Annotated in this window: 13 protein-coding genes and 1 tRNA gene; 4 read left to right on the forward strand and 10 right to left on the reverse strand. The window is 74.2% G+C overall.

Translation table 11 applies throughout. The features are described 5' to 3' along the window. Window positions 1–28: 28 nt before the first annotated feature. From AOM04_RS13530 to AOM04_RS13555, 6 genes are all read right to left on the reverse strand, one after another. A tRNA-Ser gene (locus tag AOM04_RS13530) sits at window positions 29–116 on the reverse strand. Between the two features lie 22 nt (window positions 117–138). Continuing rightward, a complete protein-coding gene (locus AOM04_RS13535) occupies window positions 139–567 on the reverse strand; it encodes a hypothetical protein (protein WP_062465316.1) in 429 nt (142 codons plus the stop codon). 119 nt (window positions 568–686) lie between these two features. Further along, the gene (locus AOM04_RS13540) at window positions 687–1,289 is read right to left on the reverse strand and encodes a GTP-binding protein (protein WP_062465317.1); all 603 of its coding nucleotides are present in this window, start codon (window positions 1,287–1,289) and stop codon (window positions 687–689) included. After that, complete coding sequence (locus AOM04_RS13545) at window positions 1,270–1,668, reverse strand: DUF742 domain-containing protein (protein WP_228373726.1); 399 nt, start codon at window positions 1,666–1,668, stop codon at window positions 1,270–1,272. The genes AOM04_RS13540 and AOM04_RS13545 overlap by 20 nt, the downstream gene beginning before the upstream one ends. A gap of 1 nt (window position 1,669) precedes the next feature. Next, on the reverse strand, window positions 1,670–2,110 hold the full coding sequence (locus tag AOM04_RS13550; protein ID WP_062465318.1) for a roadblock/LC7 domain-containing protein: 441 nt from the start codon (window positions 2,108–2,110) through the stop codon (window positions 1,670–1,672). A 75-nt stretch (window positions 2,111–2,185) separates the two neighbouring features. Continuing rightward, on the reverse strand, window positions 2,186–6,919 hold the full coding sequence (locus tag AOM04_RS13555) for an ATP-binding protein (RefSeq protein WP_062465319.1): 4,734 nt from the start codon (window positions 6,917–6,919) through the stop codon (window positions 2,186–2,188). Between the two features lie 174 nt (window positions 6,920–7,093). On the opposite strand from AOM04_RS13555, the gene AOM04_RS13560 reads away from it, so the two are divergent. After that, window positions 7,094–8,053: an NAD(P)H-quinone oxidoreductase gene (locus AOM04_RS13560; protein WP_062465320.1), complete on the forward strand. Its 960-nt coding sequence runs from the start codon at window positions 7,094–7,096 to the stop codon at window positions 8,051–8,053. Between the two features lie 13 nt (window positions 8,054–8,066). Here AOM04_RS13560 and AOM04_RS13565 read toward each other — a convergent pair whose 3' ends face one another. Both AOM04_RS13565 and serS read right to left on the reverse strand, forming a co-directional pair. Then, complete coding sequence (locus tag AOM04_RS13565; protein WP_228373727.1) at window positions 8,067–8,921, reverse strand: HAD family hydrolase; 855 nt, start codon at window positions 8,919–8,921, stop codon at window positions 8,067–8,069. Between the two features lie 76 nt (window positions 8,922–8,997). Continuing rightward, window positions 8,998–10,269, reverse strand: coding sequence for a serine--tRNA ligase (gene serS, locus AOM04_RS13570; protein ID WP_062465321.1), 1,272 nt, complete (start codon window positions 10,267–10,269; stop codon window positions 8,998–9,000). Window positions 10,270–10,307: 38 nt separating this feature from the next. Here serS and AOM04_RS13575 point away from each other — a divergent pair, with 38 nt between their 5' ends. Then, window positions 10,308–11,588 (forward strand): diacylglycerol/lipid kinase family protein, encoded by a 1,281-nt coding sequence (locus AOM04_RS13575; protein WP_062465322.1) that lies wholly within the window; start codon window positions 10,308–10,310, stop codon window positions 11,586–11,588. A gap of 90 nt (window positions 11,589–11,678) precedes the next feature. Here the strand turns inward: AOM04_RS13575 and pheA are convergent, their stop codons facing one another. Next, on the reverse strand, window positions 11,679–12,611 hold the full coding sequence (gene pheA / locus AOM04_RS13580; protein WP_062465323.1) for a prephenate dehydratase: 933 nt from the start codon (window positions 12,609–12,611) through the stop codon (window positions 11,679–11,681). Continuing rightward, window positions 12,608–13,489 (reverse strand): glycosyltransferase family 2 protein, encoded by an 882-nt coding sequence (locus AOM04_RS13585; protein ID WP_228373728.1) that lies wholly within the window; start codon window positions 13,487–13,489, stop codon window positions 12,608–12,610. Before AOM04_RS13585 ends, pheA begins: the two co-directional genes overlap by 4 nt. A 130-nt stretch (window positions 13,490–13,619) precedes the next feature. On the opposite strand from AOM04_RS13585, the gene pgm reads away from it, so the two are divergent. Beyond that, window positions 13,620–15,296, forward strand: coding sequence for a phosphoglucomutase (alpha-D-glucose-1,6-bisphosphate-dependent) (pgm, locus tag AOM04_RS13590; RefSeq protein ID WP_062465324.1), 1,677 nt, complete (start codon window positions 13,620–13,622; stop codon window positions 15,294–15,296). 1 nt (window position 15,297) lies between these two features. Further along, window positions 15,298–16,158, forward strand: coding sequence for an LppM family (lipo)protein (locus tag AOM04_RS13595; protein WP_062465325.1), 861 nt, complete (start codon window positions 15,298–15,300; stop codon window positions 16,156–16,158). Window positions 16,159–16,172 lie beyond the last annotated feature (14 nt).

A 16,172-nucleotide genomic window follows, 5' to 3' on the forward strand; every position in this document is an offset into this window, starting at 1 on the left:
GGCGACGGGGGCAAAACCCGTCGCGAGGCGGAGAGTGTGGGATTCGAACCCACGGAGACGGGTTACGCCTCAACGGTTTTCAAGACCGTCACCTTCGGCCGCTCGGTCAACTCTCCTCGACGCGGGCGGCCGAGCCGGTCACGCGCCGACTGTATTGTGCCAGCCCGGCGCGAGTCCCGGGCTCAGCACCTGGAGCTCGTACAGCTCGGCGGCCCGCGCGAGCTCGGCGTCGTAGGTGAGGATCGCGTGGATCTGCGGGTGCGCGACCGCGGCGCCCAGGTGCAGCGCGGCGAACGGCTTGAGCACGGCGACCGCGTGGGTCGAGACCTCGACGTTGTGCTCGGAGAAGCGGATCACGGGGATGGAGCCGCGCACCATCTCCACCACGTCGAAGGCCTTCGACTTCTGCTCGCGCGGATAGAGCTCGGCGGCCTGGCGGAGCTCGGTGAAGCCGAGCTGCGTGGTGGCGAGCTCCGGGATGCGCGGGACCGCGAAGTCGTTGAACTCGTCGAAGTACCGCACGCCCGGCAGGAACCTGCACAGGGCGGTGCCGTCGACGTAGATCACTGTAGAAGGGTAGCGCCGCGCGCGACCGGCACCCGGGAGGGGCACGGCCGGGCCGCCCCGGACATGGGAGAGCCCCCGGCGTGCGGGGGCTCTCCCTGCCTCAGCAGATGGTGCGGCGGTCAGCGGCCGCGGATGCGGCGCATCGCCAGCTGGACGACGGCGATGAGCGCCTGCTTGGTGGCGGCCTTCTCGCGGGCGTCCGTGTACATGATCGGGGTCTCGTCCGAGAGGCCGAGCGCCTCGCGGACGTCCTCGAGGGTGTGGCGGGCCACGCCGTCGAAGCAGTTGACGCACACGACGAACGGGATGCCGCGGCCCTCGAAGTAGTCGACGGCCGGGAAGCACTGGTCGAGACGCTCGGTGTCGACGAGCACGACCGCGCCGATCGCGCCGCGCACCAGGTCGTCCCACATGAAGAGGAAGCGGTCCTGGCCCGGCGTGCCGAACAGGTAGAGCCACAGCGAGCCCGGCAGCGCGATGCGGCCGAAGTCCATGGCGACGGTGGTGGTGGTCTTGCGGTCCGTGACGCCGCCCGCGTCGTCCACGCCGACCGAGTGCTCGGTCATCGCGGCCTCGGTGTTGAGCGGGTCGATGTCGGAGATCGAGCCGATGAAGGTCGTCTTGCCGACGGCGAAGCCGCCCGCGATGACGATCTTGACGACGGTGGGCGCGGTGGTGGCCGCCGGCGCGGCGACGGCCGCGTTAGAGGGCTGCGATGCCATCGAGGACACTCTCCAGGAGACTGAGGGACAGGCCGCCGGACGCATCGTGCGTGGTCGCGTCGTCGGCGGTGCCGCCTACGTGGATCTTCAGATAGTTGACTTCGGCAAGGTCCGTCACCAGCACCCGGACCACACCCAGCGGAAGCCGGGTGTGGGCCGAGAGCTCGGCCACGGACTGGTACTGACCTGTAGCGAGCTGCAGGATCTTCTTCTTCTCCGGGGTGAGCCCCGTCAAAGCCTGGGAGTCGACGGTCGCCTCGACCAGGGCCTCCATGGGCACGGTGGCGCTCGCGGCGCTCACCCGCCCGCCCGTCACGGCGTAGGGCCGGACGGTGTAGGCCTCCTCCTCGCCGTCGTGCGGCATCGTGGCATCCGTCATGTCAGAACCGGGTCTGGCCGTTCGTGGGCAGGTTCTGGCGCATCTCGGTGATGAGCTGCGGCGTCAGGGCGTTCTCGAAGCGCGACACGAGCAGCGTCATCTCGTAGCCGACGAGGCCCACGTCGCAGGTCGAGTCCGCGGCGACGGCGAGCACCGAGCCGTTGGACACGCTCATGAGGAACAGGAACAGCTCGTCCATCTCGACGATCGACTGGCGCACCTCGCCGGCGTTGAGCTGGCGGGCGGCGCCGCGCGTGAGGCTGGACATGCCGGCCACGATCGCGGCGAGCGTGTCGCCCTCGGTGCGGTCGAGGTTCTTCGACATCGCCATGAGGAGGCCGTCGGCGCTCACCACCAGCGTGTGGCGCGTGCCGGGCACGGACTCGACGAAGTTGTCCAGGAGCCACCCGAAATTGGTGGCCTCGGTGCTGAGGGCGGTCACATCTGCTCCTTGAGGGTGGTGCTGAGGGTGGTGCGGGGCCGGACGGCCCGGGGGGTGACGGTGATGGTCATGGTGCTACTCGCTCGCGTGCTCGGGGGTCGAGCTGAGCTCGAGCTCCGCGACGTCGGTGCGGGCGCGCTGGGTGCCCGAGTAGAAGCTGCTGAAGCGGCTCCGGACGGCGTCGGCGTCGCGCTCCTTCGGGGACAGGGTGACCTCGTCCTCGATGGGGGTGACCTCGACGGGCGGCTGCGCGACCGGGCGGCGCTTCTGGAGGCCGGCCTTGGTCTTCTCGACCTTCGGGCGGAACTCCGACAGCGAGCTGAGCTCGGAGAACGCGGCCCGCGCGAGGTCGGCCTCCGCGTCCCCGTCGCCGCGACCCGACGTGTGCTCGGTGTCGATCACCGGCTGGTAGGACTGCGCGGCGACCTCGGTGGTCGCTGCCGCCAGCGCATCCGCGCCCGCGGCCTCCCACCCGGACGGCTCCGCGAGCTGCTCGGGCGAGAACGCGGGCTCGGCCGGCGCGGGCGCGAAGGCCGTGGGGAACGCCTCGGGCTCGGGAGCCGTCGCCGGCTCCGGGGCGAACGAGGTGGGCGCGGGCGTGAACGATGCGGGGGCGGGCTCGGGCTGCGCCGGCGCGGGGGCCGGGTCGAACGCCTGAGGCTCGAACGCCGCGACGGGTGCCGGGGCGTCGGCGGTGGGGACCGCCGGCGCGAAGGTGCCCGGGGTGAACGCCGCCTGCTCCTCGGCGGGCAGCGAGAACGGCGCACGCGTCGGCAGCTTCGGCGCGGGAGCGGAGGCGTCGTCGTGACGGCCGCGACCGAACAGGCGGCCGAAGAAGCCGGCGCGGCCGGCCTCCTCGCCCGACGCCTGGGCGATGATGTCGTCCATGCTCGGGTGGGCGGAGCCGCCGTACGCGAACTGGTCGTCGAGCGCGACGTCGGTGACGCCCGCACCCTCCACGACCGGCTCGGCGGCGTAGTCGTGCGCGGCGGCCGCGGTGGCGAACGCCGCGGCGTCCATCCACGGCGCGGAGGCCGCGGGCTCCGGCTCCGGCTCCGGCTCCGGCTCCGGCGTAGCCTCCGCGGCCGGCTCGAGCTCGGGCTCGAGCTCCAGGGCGGGCGCGACCACGGGGTCGGGCTCGAGCGTCGGCTCGGCCACGACGAACGCCGCGGGCGCGAGCGCCGGGACGACGTCCTGGGGCTCGGGCTCCGATGCGGCATCGACAACAGGGGCATCGACCGGCTCGTCCTCGACGGGGGCCGACGACCACGGCGGCGTCAGCGTCGCCGCCCAGGGGGCGACGTCGGGCGCCGGGGCCGGGGGCGTGGAGACCTGGGCCCACGGCATCGGGGCGGGGGCCTCCTCGGCGGCCGCGTCCGCGACGGCGGGGGCGTCCTCGTCCGCCTCGAGCGCGGGGATCGCGAGGGTCTCCTCGACCTCGACGTCGAGCGCGGGCAGCGGCAGCGTGTCGGGGATGGCGACGACGGGCTCGGCGAGCGCCTCGGCCGCGACGGGCTCGGGCGCCGGCTCCGGCGTGACCTCCGCCGCGGCGGGGGCGCCGAAGGCAGCCCCGTACGGCGAGCGGGCGAACGGCGACTGCGCGGCCGGCACCACAGGGATCTCGGTGGTCGCGAGCTTGGGCACCGAGAAGCTCGGCAGCGCCGGGGCCGCGGGCTCCTCGACGACGGGCTCGACCGCGGCGACGACCGGCTCGACCTCCTCGATCGGGGCCGGCAGCGACGGCGCGACGGGCTCGGCGGGCGCGGCGCCGCTGGTCGCGCGACGCATCGACTCGAACGCGGCGAACGCGCCACCGACCGAGCGGCGCGGCAGGGCCGGCTCCTCGGGCGCGGCGTCCTGCGCCATGGTCTCGGCGGCAGGCGCGGCCTCGGTCTCGACCGCCGGCGCGGCCTCGGCCACGTCCTCGGCGGGCTCGAACGCGACGGGCAGGTCCGCATCGTCCTCCAGCGCGGGCACCGTGAAGGCGGGCTCGCCGAGCGCGTCGGCCATGATCGGCGGCAGCGCCTCGGGAAGGGCCTCGGCGGGCGCGGGCGCCTCGGGGGCCGCATCGCGGCGCGAGCGGAAGCCGCGGAACATCGAGGAGCGCTCCTCGGGCGTCTGCGGCGCCACCTCGGCCGCCGGCACGGTCGGCGTGAAGGCGGAGGCCTCGGCGTCGAGCGCGTTCAGCTGGTCCGCGGTCGCGCGGACCGGCAGGCCGATGACGTTCTGCTGCTCGGCGGGCGCCTCCTCGGCGACGGCCTCGCGGCGACGACGCGTCGGCAGGCCCGACGTCGCGGTCCCCGCGGTGAGCTCGACGCCCGAGACGGGCTCGGCGACCGGCGCGGCGGCGGCGTCGGCCGCGATGAGCGCCTCGAGGCCCGCGGGCAGCGGGATCGAGTCGTCGTCGTCGACGGCCGCGGAAACCTCGGGCTCCTCGGTGCGGCCGGACAGGCTCGCGCCCTCGACCACGGCGGCCGGCGCGTACGCCTCGGCGGGCGGCAGCGCGGCGGGGCGGCTCACGGGCTCGGGGAGCTCGGCGGACTCGAACAGCGCGGACGGCAGCAGCACCGTCGCGACCGTGCCGCGTCCCTCGAGCGACGCGATCGCCACCTGCGCGCCGAGGCGCCGGGCGATGCGGCCGACCACGAAGAGGCCGAGGCGCTGCGCGCCCAGGATCTCGGAGGCGGCGGAGGACTGGACGCGGGCGTTGGCCTCGACGAGCTCGGCCTCGGTCATGCCGATGCCGGTGTCGATCACCTCGACGGTGAACCCGTCGACGGTGCGGCCCGTGCGGACCACCACGCGCGAGCCGGGGTCGGAGAACACGGTGGCGTTCTCGAGCAGCTCCGCGAACAGGTGCGCGGCGGTGAGGGCCTGGTGGCCGAGCATCGCCGGGTCGACCACGAGGTCGAGGTCGACGCGCTCGTACAGCTCGATCTCGGACGATGCGGTGCGGACCACGTCGGACAGCGGCATCGCGCGGCGCAGGCGGCGGCCGGTGTCGATGCCGGCGAGCACGAGCAGCGACTCCGAGTTGCGGCGCATGCGCGTGGCCAGGTGGTCGAGCGCGAACAGCCTCGTGAGGCGGTTCGGGTCGTCCTCGGTGCGCTCCATCTCGTCGATGCTGGCGAGCTGGCGGTTGAGGAGGACCTGGTCGCGGCGCGCGACGTTGACGAACATCTCGGAGATCGAGCCGCGGAGGGCGGCCTGCTCGCGCGCGATCTCGAGCGTGGCGGCGTTGACGCCGTTGAACGCGTCGGCGAGGCGGCCGATCTCGTCCTGCGACTCGACGCTGATCTGCACCTCGGAGATGTCGACGTCCTCGCCGGGCTGCGCGACGCGCTCCACGAGGCGGGGCAGCTCCTCGCGGACCGCGGTCGCCGTCGTGGTGAGGCGGCGCAGCGGGTTGACGATGCTGCGCGAGATCGCGAACGCGATGAGGAGCGAGCCGACGACGGCGCCGATGGCGACGAGGAGCGTGAGGTAGGTCGCGCTGAGCGAGTTGCGGGTGTTCGTGGTGATCGCGCTCGTGGTGCGGTCCCACGCCTGGTCGCGCAGCGGCGTGTACTGGTCGAGCTCCGACTGGACCTTGCCCGGCCAGTCCGCGGACTGCGCGCTGGTCAGGGTCGCGTCGAGACCGGTGAGCAGGTTGTCCTGGATCGAGGTGAACGAGGCGCCGGAGGTGGTGCCCGCCTCGCTGAGCGAGGGCACCACGATCGCGGGGCGCAGGCCCGAGCCGGTGCCCTGGGCGTCCTCGAGCGCGAGGCGCGTCCGCTCCACGAGCGTGCGGGACTGGGCGACCTCACCGGTGGTGAACGAGCCGGTGCGGATGAGGCGGTTGAAGACGTCGCCCTCGTAGCGGATGCGCTCGACGAGCGTGTCGAGCGCCGCGTAGGCCTGCAGCGTCGCGACGATGCTGCGGTCGGGCACGGCGAGCGCGATGTCGTCGGCGGCGCCCACGAACGTGTCGATGACCTCGGTGTAGTAGTTCGTGATGCGCGAGGTCGACACCTGGGCGCTGCGGATGCCCGCACGGATCTGCGGGAGCGAGTCGCGCAGCTCGTGGCCGGCGGCGACGGCGGCCAGCGCGGCCTGGTTCTCCTCGGTCGGGTCGACCGCCGCGGCGGCCGCGGCGATGCGGTCGAGCCCCTGGTCCACCTTGGGGAACGTGGCCTCGAGGGTGTCGTGGTACGCCTGAGTGTCGGCGAACAGCATGTGCGCGTAGTCCGCCTCCTGCTGCACCGCGTAGGACAGGGCGGCGAACGGGATGGCGAGGTTGAGCTCGTCCGGGGCATCGCTCGAGAGGGTGTCGAGCGCGCGGACGGCCTCGCGGTACTGCGAGTCCATCGTGTCGACCTCGTCGGCGGTCGGCATGACCAGCCAGTCGCCGTCGGTCTCCGGCGCGGTCACCTGCAGCGCGCGCGGCTCGGGGAGCATGTCGGCCCCGGAGCCGCCCAGGCGCTGGTCCGTGAAGCGCAGCAGCGAGTCGGCGGTGGTGCTGTCGGCGCGGTCGACCGCCTGCACGAGGGTGTCGTAACGCGTCGCGACCTCGGCGCGGGCGTCGTCGAGACGCTGCTGCGTGTTCTGCACCAGGTGCACGTAGTTGAGGGCGGCCGTGCGCTCCTCCTGCAGGTCCGCCTCGGTGACGCGGGCCTCGCCGAGCGCGTCGATGAGCTTCTCCGCGTTCGAGTTGGCGCGGTACGAGGAGGCGGCCGTCAGCGTGATGTACGCCACGGATCCCACGAGGACGAGAATGGGCACCATGACGACGGCGAGGAGCTTTCCTCGGATGCCGAGCCTCTGGAGCATGAAACCTTCCCCTCACGAGCCGCCGCACAGGTGGGGCGTCCCTATGCATGGATGGGAGCGGCCGTTCCCCTGGGTTATCGGTCGCACCTGGAGGAACATGAGCCTTCATCCATGCGACATGTCTGTTGAGAGGATATGGGCGCACGACTATGACGCCGGGAGGCGAGGAACTTCATGAAAGCCGCGATCGTGCCCACACCCGGCGGACCAGAGGTGTTCTCGCTGGTAGATGTCGAAATTGAGGCGCCAGGGCCCCATGACTGTGTGATCGGGATCACAGCGTGCGGGGTCAACCGGGCGGACATCCTGCAGCGCCAGGGCCGCTATCCGTCCCCGCCGGGGGCTCCCGACTGGCCCGGGCTCGAGGTCGCCGGCACGCTCCTCGAGGCCCCCGCATCGTCCCCCTTCGCCCCCGGCGACCGCGTCTGCGCGCTGCTGCCCGGCGGCGGCTACGCCGAGCGCGCGGTCGTGGACGCGTCGCTGCTCCTGCCCGTGCCCGGGGGCCTCACGGACGTCGAGGCGGCGTCCCTGGTGGAGGCCGCGTGCACCGTGGTGTCGAACCTCGACGCCGCGGGCGCGCGCGAGGGCGAGACGTTGCTCGTGCACGGCGGCTCGGGCGGCGTGGGCACCGCCGCGATCCAGATCGCGAAGGCGCGGGGCATGCGCGTGATCGCCACGGCGGGCGGCGCGGAGCGCGCGGCCCGATGCGCGGAGCTGGGTGCCGACATCGCGCTCGACCACCGCGCGGGCTGGCAGGAGGAGGTGGCGCGGCTGGGCGGTGCGGACGTGATCCTCGACGTGGTGGGCGCCGCCTACCTCGGCGCGAACGTCGCGGCGCTGCGGACCGGCGGGCGGCTCGTGGTGATCGGCATGCAGAAGGGCGCGCGCGGCGAGCTCGACCTGGGGATGCTCATGGCCAAGCGGGCGTCGGTCCTCGCGACCACCCTGCGCGCCCGTCCTCTCGCGGAGCGGGCCGCGATCGTCGCGCGCGTGCGCGAGGAGGTGTGGCCGCTCGTGCCCGGCCGCGTGCGGCCCGTCGTGCACGCGACGGTGCCCCTCGCGCGCGCGGGCGACGCGCATCGTCTCCTGGACTCGGGCGAGGTGTTCGGGAAGGTCGTGCTGACCGTCGGCTGAGCGCCGCGCGCGATCAGAGGACCGCGAGGCGGTCGGGGTCGATGAGCCGGTCGAGCACGGTGAGGATGCCGTCCTCCTCGACCGATCCGACGACCTCGTCGGCGGCGGCCTTGACGTGCTCGGGCGCCGTCCCCATCGCGGCGGACCAGCCGGCCCAGCGCAGCATGTCGATGTCGTTGTTGCCGTCGCCCACCGCGACGGTGTGGTCGGGGTAGACGCCCAGCTGGCGGCGCAGCGCCTCGAGCGCGGAGGCCTTCGTCACGCCGGGCGGCGTGAGGTCGAGCCATGCGGAGTAGCCCACGGCGTAGGTGACCTCGTTGAGGCCGATGCGGTGGACCAGGTCGTCGAAGTGGCTCACGTCCACGCCGGGCGCGCGGATGACCACGCGGGTCGCCTCGTCGTGGCAGAGCTCGTCGAAGTCGGTGACCACGCGCTGGCGGCCGACGAGCTCGCCGTGCGGGAACTCGCGGTTGACGAGGAAGCCCACGCCGAGGTCCTCGACCGCGTAGAACGCGTCGGGCAGCTCCTCGCGGACCAGCTCGAGCGCGGCGCGCGGGTTGAAGGTGACCTTCTCGACGATGTCGTAGCCGCCGGGGGAGGCCGGGTTGAGCCTGACCGTGACGGCGCCGTTGGAGCACACGGCCCAACCGCGGCGGATCCCCAGGCGCTGGGCCGCCGGCAGCATGCCGAGGACGTTGCGGCCGGTCGCGAGGACCACGTGGTTGCGGCACATGCGGGCGCGCTCGACCGCGTCGACGATCGGGTCGGAGATCTCCCCGCCCCAGTGCATGAGCGTGCCGTCGATGTCGAGGCCCACCAGCCGCCACGAGTCCGGGCCGAGCGGGGGACGCATCTCGCTGGGCTTCATGCCTCGACCCTACGACGCGCGCGCACGCCCGCCGGCCACGCCAGGGTGACGGACGGGTGAACGCGGCGCATCGGGCTCAGCGCACCGGCTCGAGCACCTCGACGCCGCCCAGGTACGGGCGCAGCACCTCCGGCACGTGGACCGAGCCGTCGGCCTGCTGGTGGTTCTCGAGCAGCGCCACGATCCAGCGCGTGGTGCCGATGGTGCCGTTGATGGTCGCCACGGGGAGCGTGCCGCTCTCCGCCCGCTCGCGCGTGTTGAGGCGTCGCGCCTGATAGGTGGTGCAGTTCGAGGTCGACGTGACCTCCATCCAGCGCTCCTGGCTGGGCAGCCACGCCTCGCAGTCGAACTTGCGTGCCGCGCTCGAGCCCAGGTCGCCCGCGGCCGTGTCGATCACGCGGTACGGCAGCTCGAGCGCCTGGAGCATCTCCTCCTCGATGGAGAGGAAGCGCGCGTGCTCGGCGGCCGCGTCCTCGGCGTGCGCGTACGCGAACATCTCGACCTTGTGGAACTGGTGGACGCGGATGATGCCGCGCGTGTCGCGGCCCGCCGAGCCCGCCTCGCGGCGGTAGCACGCGCTCCAGCCCGCGTAGCGGAGCGGGCCGTCCGTCAGGTCGAGGATCTCGTCCGCGTGGTAGCCGGCGAGCGCCACCTCGGACGTGCCGACCAGGTAGAGGTCGTCGCGCTCGAGGTAGTAGATCTCCTCGGCGTGCTTGCCGAGGAAGCCGGTGCCCGCCATGGTGTCGGGCCGCACGAGCGTGGGGGTGATCATCGGGCTGAAGCCGCGCCGGTAGGCGAGGTCCATCGCGGCGTTGAGGACCGCGAGCTCGAGGCGCGCGCCGATGCCGGTGAGGAAGTAGAAGCGCGCGCCGGAGACCTTCGCACCGCGCTCCATGTCGATCGCCTTGAGGCCCTCGCCGATCGCGAGGTGGTCCTGGACCTCGATGCCCTCCGCCGCGAAGTCGCGGGGGGTGCCCACGTGGCGCAGCACGGCGAAGTCGTCCTCGCCGCCCGCGGGGACGCCCGGCTCGGGGATGTTGCCCAGCGAGCGGGCAAGCTCGACCGCGCGAGCCGACGCCGCATCGGCCGTCGCCTGCAGCTCCTTCACGCGCGCCGCGAGGTCCTTGGTGCGGGCGAGCAGCGCCTGCTTCTCCTCGCCCTGCGCGCGGGCGACGTCCTTGCCGATCGCCTTCTGCTCGGCGCGGGCCACCTCGAACTCCTTGAGCGCGGCGCGGTTGGCGGCGTCGGCGGCGAGCACCTCGTCCACGACCGCCGGGTCGTCGCCGCGCGAGCGCTGGCTGTCCCTCACGACGTCGGGGTCGGTACGCAGGAGCTTGAGGTCGATCATGCCCGCCAGTCTATCGACGGCGGACGTACGCTCTCCTCATGAGCACCGCCACGGCAATCGCGCTGTTCGCGCTGGTCCTGGCCCTCGCGGCGCTCATCCTCGCGGTCAGCGTGACGCGCCACATCGGCCGCCGCGACCCCGTCGCGGTCCCGCGGCGGTGGCGCAAGGTGCTGCGCATCACCCCCATGCCCGCCATGGAGCTGGGCGCCGCCACGGCGCGCTCCGACGCGCGCGAGCGGGTGGCGTTCATCGCGAACCCGACCAAGGACGGCATCGGCGAGCTGCGCGAGCAGGCGCTGCGCGCGTGCGCGATCCGCTACCTGCCGCAGCCGATGTGGCTCTACACGACCGCGGAGGACCCGGGCGTGGGCCAGACGCGCGAGGCGATCTCCGCGGGAGCCGACCTGGTGGTCGCGGTGGGCGGCGACGGCACGGTGCGCGCGGTCGCCGAGGGCGTGGCCGGGACGGGCGTGCCGATGGCGATCCTGCCGATGGGCACGGGGAACCTCTTCGCGCGCAACCTCGACCTGCCGCTGGGCGACCCCGCGGCGCTGCTGCGCACCGCGCTCGACGGCGCGGAGCGACGCGCCGACGTCGGGTGGCTCACGCTCGTGCGCACTCCCGACGGCGACGGGCAGGGCGAGCGCCACATCTTCCTCGTGATCGCCGGCGCGGGTCTCGACGCCGAGATGGTCGCCGGCGCGGACGACAACCTCAAGAGGCGCCTGGGCTGGCTCGCCTACTTCCTCGCGGCCGTGCGTCACCTGGGCAAGCGCATGGAGGCGCGCATCACCGTCGACGACGGCGAGCCGCAGACCAGCCGCATGCGCACGGTGCTCATCGCGAACGTCGGACGCCTGCCGGCGGGCATCCAGCTCATCCCCGACGCGAGCTTCGACGACGGCCGTATCGACATCGCCACGCTGGACGCGCGCGGCGGGATCGTCGGCTGGACCGAGCTGTTCGGCACGGTGGTCGCGCAGGGCGCCGGGATCCGCGAGCCGTGGCATCAGCGCGTCTGGCGGACGTCACGGATCGACCACGTGCGCGGCGAGACCGTCGAGATCCGGGTCACCGAGGCGCAGAAGGTGCAGGTCGACGGCGAGTCGCTGGGCCGTGCGACCCGCATCCGGGCCGAGGTGGACCCGGGCGCGCTGGTGCTGCGCGTCCCGGCGAACGCGGCCACCGCCCGCGCGAACGCCCGCGACGCCGAGGAGACGCTCGACGCGGAGGTGGAGGCGCACGGCCTCGAGGCCGAGCTGATGGAGGACGTGGCCGGCGAGGCCGCCGACACCGGCGGGGCTCACCGCCAGGCGTGAGGGATCACCCCGAAGAATCCATCTTTTCCAGGGAGGATGCTCACTGTTGAGCGGCCGGGCGCGCGCGGCCGCCCGTGTGCGCGCCGCGCGTCAGTGGCGGCCGGACCGCAGGCCGGCGACCCAGGCGCGCGCGTCGGCGAAGTCCTCCTCGGAGGTGCCGGGCGCGACGGGGGTCGGGTAGCCGGACGCGGCCGGGTACGAGCCCAGGAAGGTCACGACGGGGTTGGTGCGGCGCAGCCCCACGAGCGCCTCGGCCATGCGGGGCTCGTCGATGTGGCCCAGCGCATCGATGGAGAACGCGTACTCGCCGGGGCGGTCGCCGCGCGGGCGGCTCTCGATGCGCGCGAGGTTGACCCCGCGGGCCGCGAACTGCTCGAGCATCGACAGCAGGGCGCCCGCACGGTCGTCGGGCAGGTGCACCACGAGCGTGGTCTTGTCCGCCCCCGTCGCGGCCGGGACGGCCGCCGGGCGGCCCACCTTGACGAAGCGCGTGGCGGCATGGGGGTTGTCCGCGACGCCGGCCACGAGCACCTCGAGGCCGAGGCGCGCCCCCAGGCCGGGCGGCGCGAGCGCGGCGTCGAAGGGCGCGTCGCCCGCGGCGAGCTCGCCCGCGGCGGCGGCGTTCGAGGACGACGCGATCTGGACCGCGCCCGGCAGCGTGGACGCGAGCCAGCGGCGGCACTGCGCGAGGCCGTGCGAGTGGGCGGACACCGAGCGGACGTCGGCGAGCGCGGTGCCGGGCCGCGCGACGAGCTCGAAGCTCACCTGGAGGACCACCTCGCCGAGGATGACCAGGGGCGTGCCGGACGCGAGGGTGTCGAGCGTGGCGGTCACGCCGCCCTCGACGGTGTTCTCGATCGCGACGACCGCGAAGTCGACCTCGCCGTCGCGGACGGCCGCGAGCGCGGACGGCACGTCGACGGCCGGCACGGCCTCGACCTCGTCCGCGGCGACCATCGCGTACAGCGCGGCCTCGGTGAAGGTGCCGGACGGCCCCAGGTAGGCGTAGCGGGGCTGCGTCACGCGTCCTCCCTCGTCTCGGGGGCCGCGGGCCCCTCGTGCCGACCGCGTCCGAGGCGTCGGCCCACGGCGGAGCGGGCGTTCTCGGCGCTGCCGCGCACGCGGCGGGCGCTCACGGCCGTCACCACCTCACGGTAGCGGTTGGCCCGTCCCATCAGGGTGCGGTCCTCGATGGGCGGCCCCTTGTGGCGGATGTCGCACTCCACCTCGGTGACCGCGAGGCCCGCGTGCAGCACGTCGAGCGTCATGGCGGGCTCGAGGCTGTTGCCGCGCGCGAGGGGCATGGCCGCCTCGAGCGCCTCGCGCGTGACGCACCGGATGCGCCCCAGCGGCTGGCGCGGCGACCAGCCCGTGGACCGCTCGACCGCGGCGCGCGCGATCTTGGACGGCAGCCCGGGCGCGACCGCCTGGGTGTCGGTGAGCGCGATGGCGAGGTCGCACACGCCCTCGAGGACCGCCGGCACGAGCGGCGCGGCGCCGATCGCGTAGTGGCCGAGGTTGGGGTCGAGCAGGAGGATCGCGCGCGGGATGCGGCCGGGCTCGTCGCGCATCGCGATGACCGAGGCGCCCGTCTCGACGGCGGCGGCGCGGCCGCGCAGGTGCGAGTGGCGCACCACGACGGCCCCCGCGCGACGGGCGAGCTCCTGCGTGTTGTCGGTCGACGCATCGTCCACCACGAGCACCAGGTCGACGCCGGGGATCGCGAGCGCGGCGCGCACGGTGGCGGCGATGCGGCGCGCCTGGTCGTGCGCGACGATCAGCGCCGCGACCGACGGCACGTGCGGCGCCTCCGGCAGGCGGCCGCGCGAGCGCAACGAGCGGGCCCGCGCGAGCGACTCCGTGGTCGCCTTGCGCGGCTCGGTTCCCTCGGCGCGTGACACGCGGCCCAGCCTAGTCAGCCGTGACCTTCTCCGGCACCACCCTTTGCCTGGACATTGCCGTGGCGTGACGATGCGGCGGTCCCGCGGGGGTCCCTGGCAGCGCCCCCGCGGGCGTGGAAGAGTAGGCACCATGCATGAGCGCGCAGGCACGATCGCCCTTCCCGAGGACCTCATCGACGTCGACGCCCTGCTGGGCGCGTACTACGACCTGGTGCCGGACCCCACGGTCCCCGCGCAGCGGGTCGCGTTCGGCACGTCCGGCCACCGCGGCTCGGCCTTCGACACCGCCTTCAACGAGGCGCACATCGTCGCGATCACCGCCGCGATCGTCGAGTACCGGCGCGACCAGGGCATCGACGGCCCGCTCTTCATGGGCAAGGACACGCACGCGCTGTCGGGCCCCGCGCAGGAGACCGCGCTCGAGGTGCTGGCGGCCGCCGGCGTCGAGGTGCGCGTCGACGCGCGCGACGGGTACACCCCGACCCCCGCGGTCTCGCTCGCGATCCTCGTCGCGAACGGCGCGGTCTCCGAGACCGGCCTGCGCACGTCCGGCAAGGGCCTCGCCGACGGCATCGTCATCACGCCCTCGCACAACCCGCCCCGCGACGGCGGCTTCAAGTACAACCCGCCCCACGGCGGCCCCGCCGACACCGACGCGACGGGCTGGATCGCGGGCCGCGCCAACGAGCTCCTCGCGGGCGGCTGGCGCCAGGTGCCGCGCTTCCAGCTCAAGAAGGCGCAGGCGGCGGACACCACCCAGGGCTTCGACTTCCTCGACCTCTACCTCGACCACCTGCCCTCGGTGATCGACCTCGACGCGATCGCGAGGGCGGGCGTGCGCATCGGCGCGGACCCGCTCGGCGGCGCGGCGGTCGACTACTGGGGCGCGATCGGCGAGGAGTTCAAGCTCGACCTCACGGTGGTCAACCCCAAGGTCGACCCCGCTTGGTCGTTCATGACGCTCGACTGGGACGGCAAGATCCGCATGGACTGCTCCTCCCCGTCCGCGATGGCGAGCCTGCGCCACCTCATGGAGGGCGACAGCGCCCCCTACGACGTGGCGACGGGCAACGACGCGGACTCGGACCGCCACGGCATCGTCACCCGCGACGGCGGGCTGATGAACCCCAACCACTACCTCGCCGCGGCGATCGCGTACCTCTACGGCGGCGCGCGCCCCCAGTGGCCGGCGAACGCGCGCATCGGCAAGACCCTCGTGTCCTCCAGCCTCATCGACCGCGTGGGCCGCGACCTCGGCCGCCCGGTGGTCGAGGTGCCGGTGGGCTTCAAGTGGTTCGTGCCGGGCCTGCTGAGCGGCGACATCGCGTTCGGCGGCGAGGAGTCCGCGGGCGCCTCGTTCCTGCGCCGCGACGGCCGCGTGTGGTCGACCGACAAGGACGGCCTGATCCTCGCGCTGCTCGCCTCGGAGATCATCGCCACCACGGGCGAGTCGCCGTCCGCGCTCCACCGCGGGCTCGTGAACCGCCTGGGCGAGAGCTGGTACGCGCGCGTCGACGCCGCCGCGTCCAAGGAGGAGAAGGCGCGCCTGGGCGCGCTGTCGCCCGAGCGCGTGCCCGCGACCACCCTCGCCGGCCAGGCCATCACCGCGAAGCTCACCGAGGCGCCCGGCAACGGCGCGAAGATCGGCGGCCTCAAGGTCACCACGGACGATGCGTGGTTCGCCGCGCGCCCGTCCGGCACCGAGGACGTGTACAAGATCTACGCCGAGTCCTTCGTGTCGGAGTCGCACCTGGGCGAGGTCCAGGACGCCGCGCGCGAGGTGGTCGCGGAGGCACTCGAGGGCTGACATGACGCGGCGCCGCCCGGCCGGACGCCTCACCACCCGTGCGGCGCGGGGTGCGGCTGTGCTGGCGGCGCTGCTCGCGCTGAGCGGCTGCGTGCGCCTCACGACCGAGACCACGTTCGGGACCGACGACACGGTCACGCAGCACACGGTCGTCGCCATGACGGCGCAGGCGCGCACCACGCTGCAGGAGCGGCTCGGCTCGGTCGCCGACCGCCTGCCCGATGGCGTCGACGGCCTGCTCGACCCGGCGACCGTCCGCCGCGAGCTCGCCCCGCTCGCGAGGGCGCATCCGGGCGCGGTCGACGTCACGCCCTACACGGACGACCAGGGGCGGGCGGGCGTCGAGATCACCGTCAGCGACGTGCCGCTCGACGCGCTGGACGATGCGGCGGGCGGCGCGTCCGCGCTCACCGGCGCCTCCTCCGTGACGCGCGAGCGCGACGCCTACGTGGTCGTGGTGCGCACGGGCGCGGCGAGCGCCCTCGCCGCGGCCGGCGTGGACGCCGGCCAGCTGAGCCTCGCCGGGGGCGCCGTCGAGGTGCGCGCGGCGTTCACGTTCCCCGGGCTCGTGCGCTCGGCCAGCGCCGGGGAGATCGCCGGCCACACCGTCACGCTGGGGCTCGCGGACCTCGCTGGCTCGGACGAGATCCGCATCGTGGGCGGCGCGACCGTCGAGCGCGACTGGGCGCCGCTGCTGCGGTGGGGGCTCGTCGCGCTCGGCGCCCTCGTCATCGTCGGCGGCGCGATCCTGCTCGTGGTGCAGGACCGGCGCCGCCGTCACCGCTCGCCGTTGCCGCCGCCGCGCGCGGCCGGCGACGGCGTGGGCACGCTGGGCGGCGGCCCGCCCGATCCACCCGGCTGACCGTCCCCCATCTG

The sequence above is a fragment of the Demequina soli genome, assembly GCF_000971195.1.
Classification (GTDB): Bacteria; Actinomycetota; Actinomycetes; order Actinomycetales; family Demequinaceae; genus Demequina; species Demequina soli.

Bases quoted from the DNA above. Each gene is read 5' to 3' on its own strand.
- AOM04_RS13540 (WP_062465317.1), bottom strand. From the start codon at position 1,289: ATGGCATCGCAGCCCTCTAACGCGGCCGTCGCCGCGCCGGCGGCCACC.
- AOM04_RS13545 (WP_228373726.1), bottom strand. From the start codon at position 1,668: ATGACGGATGCCACGATGCCGCACGACGGCGAGGAGGAGGCCTACACC.
- AOM04_RS13555 (WP_062465319.1), bottom strand. From the start codon at position 6,919: ATGCTCCAGAGGCTCGGCATCCGAGGAAAGCTCCTCGCCGTCGTCATG.
- AOM04_RS13560 (WP_062465320.1), top strand. From the start codon at position 7,094: ATGAAAGCCGCGATCGTGCCCACACCCGGCGGACCAGAGGTGTTCTCG.
- AOM04_RS13565 (WP_228373727.1), bottom strand. From the start codon at position 8,921: ATGAAGCCCAGCGAGATGCGTCCCCCGCTCGGCCCGGACTCGTGGCGG.
- serS (WP_062465321.1), bottom strand. From the start codon at position 10,269: ATGATCGACCTCAAGCTCCTGCGTACCGACCCCGACGTCGTGAGGGAC.
- AOM04_RS13575 (WP_062465322.1), top strand. From the start codon at position 10,308: ATGAGCACCGCCACGGCAATCGCGCTGTTCGCGCTGGTCCTGGCCCTC.
- pgm (WP_062465324.1), top strand. From the start codon at position 13,620: ATGCATGAGCGCGCAGGCACGATCGCCCTTCCCGAGGACCTCATCGAC.
- AOM04_RS13595 (WP_062465325.1), top strand. From the start codon at position 15,298: ATGACGCGGCGCCGCCCGGCCGGACGCCTCACCACCCGTGCGGCGCGG.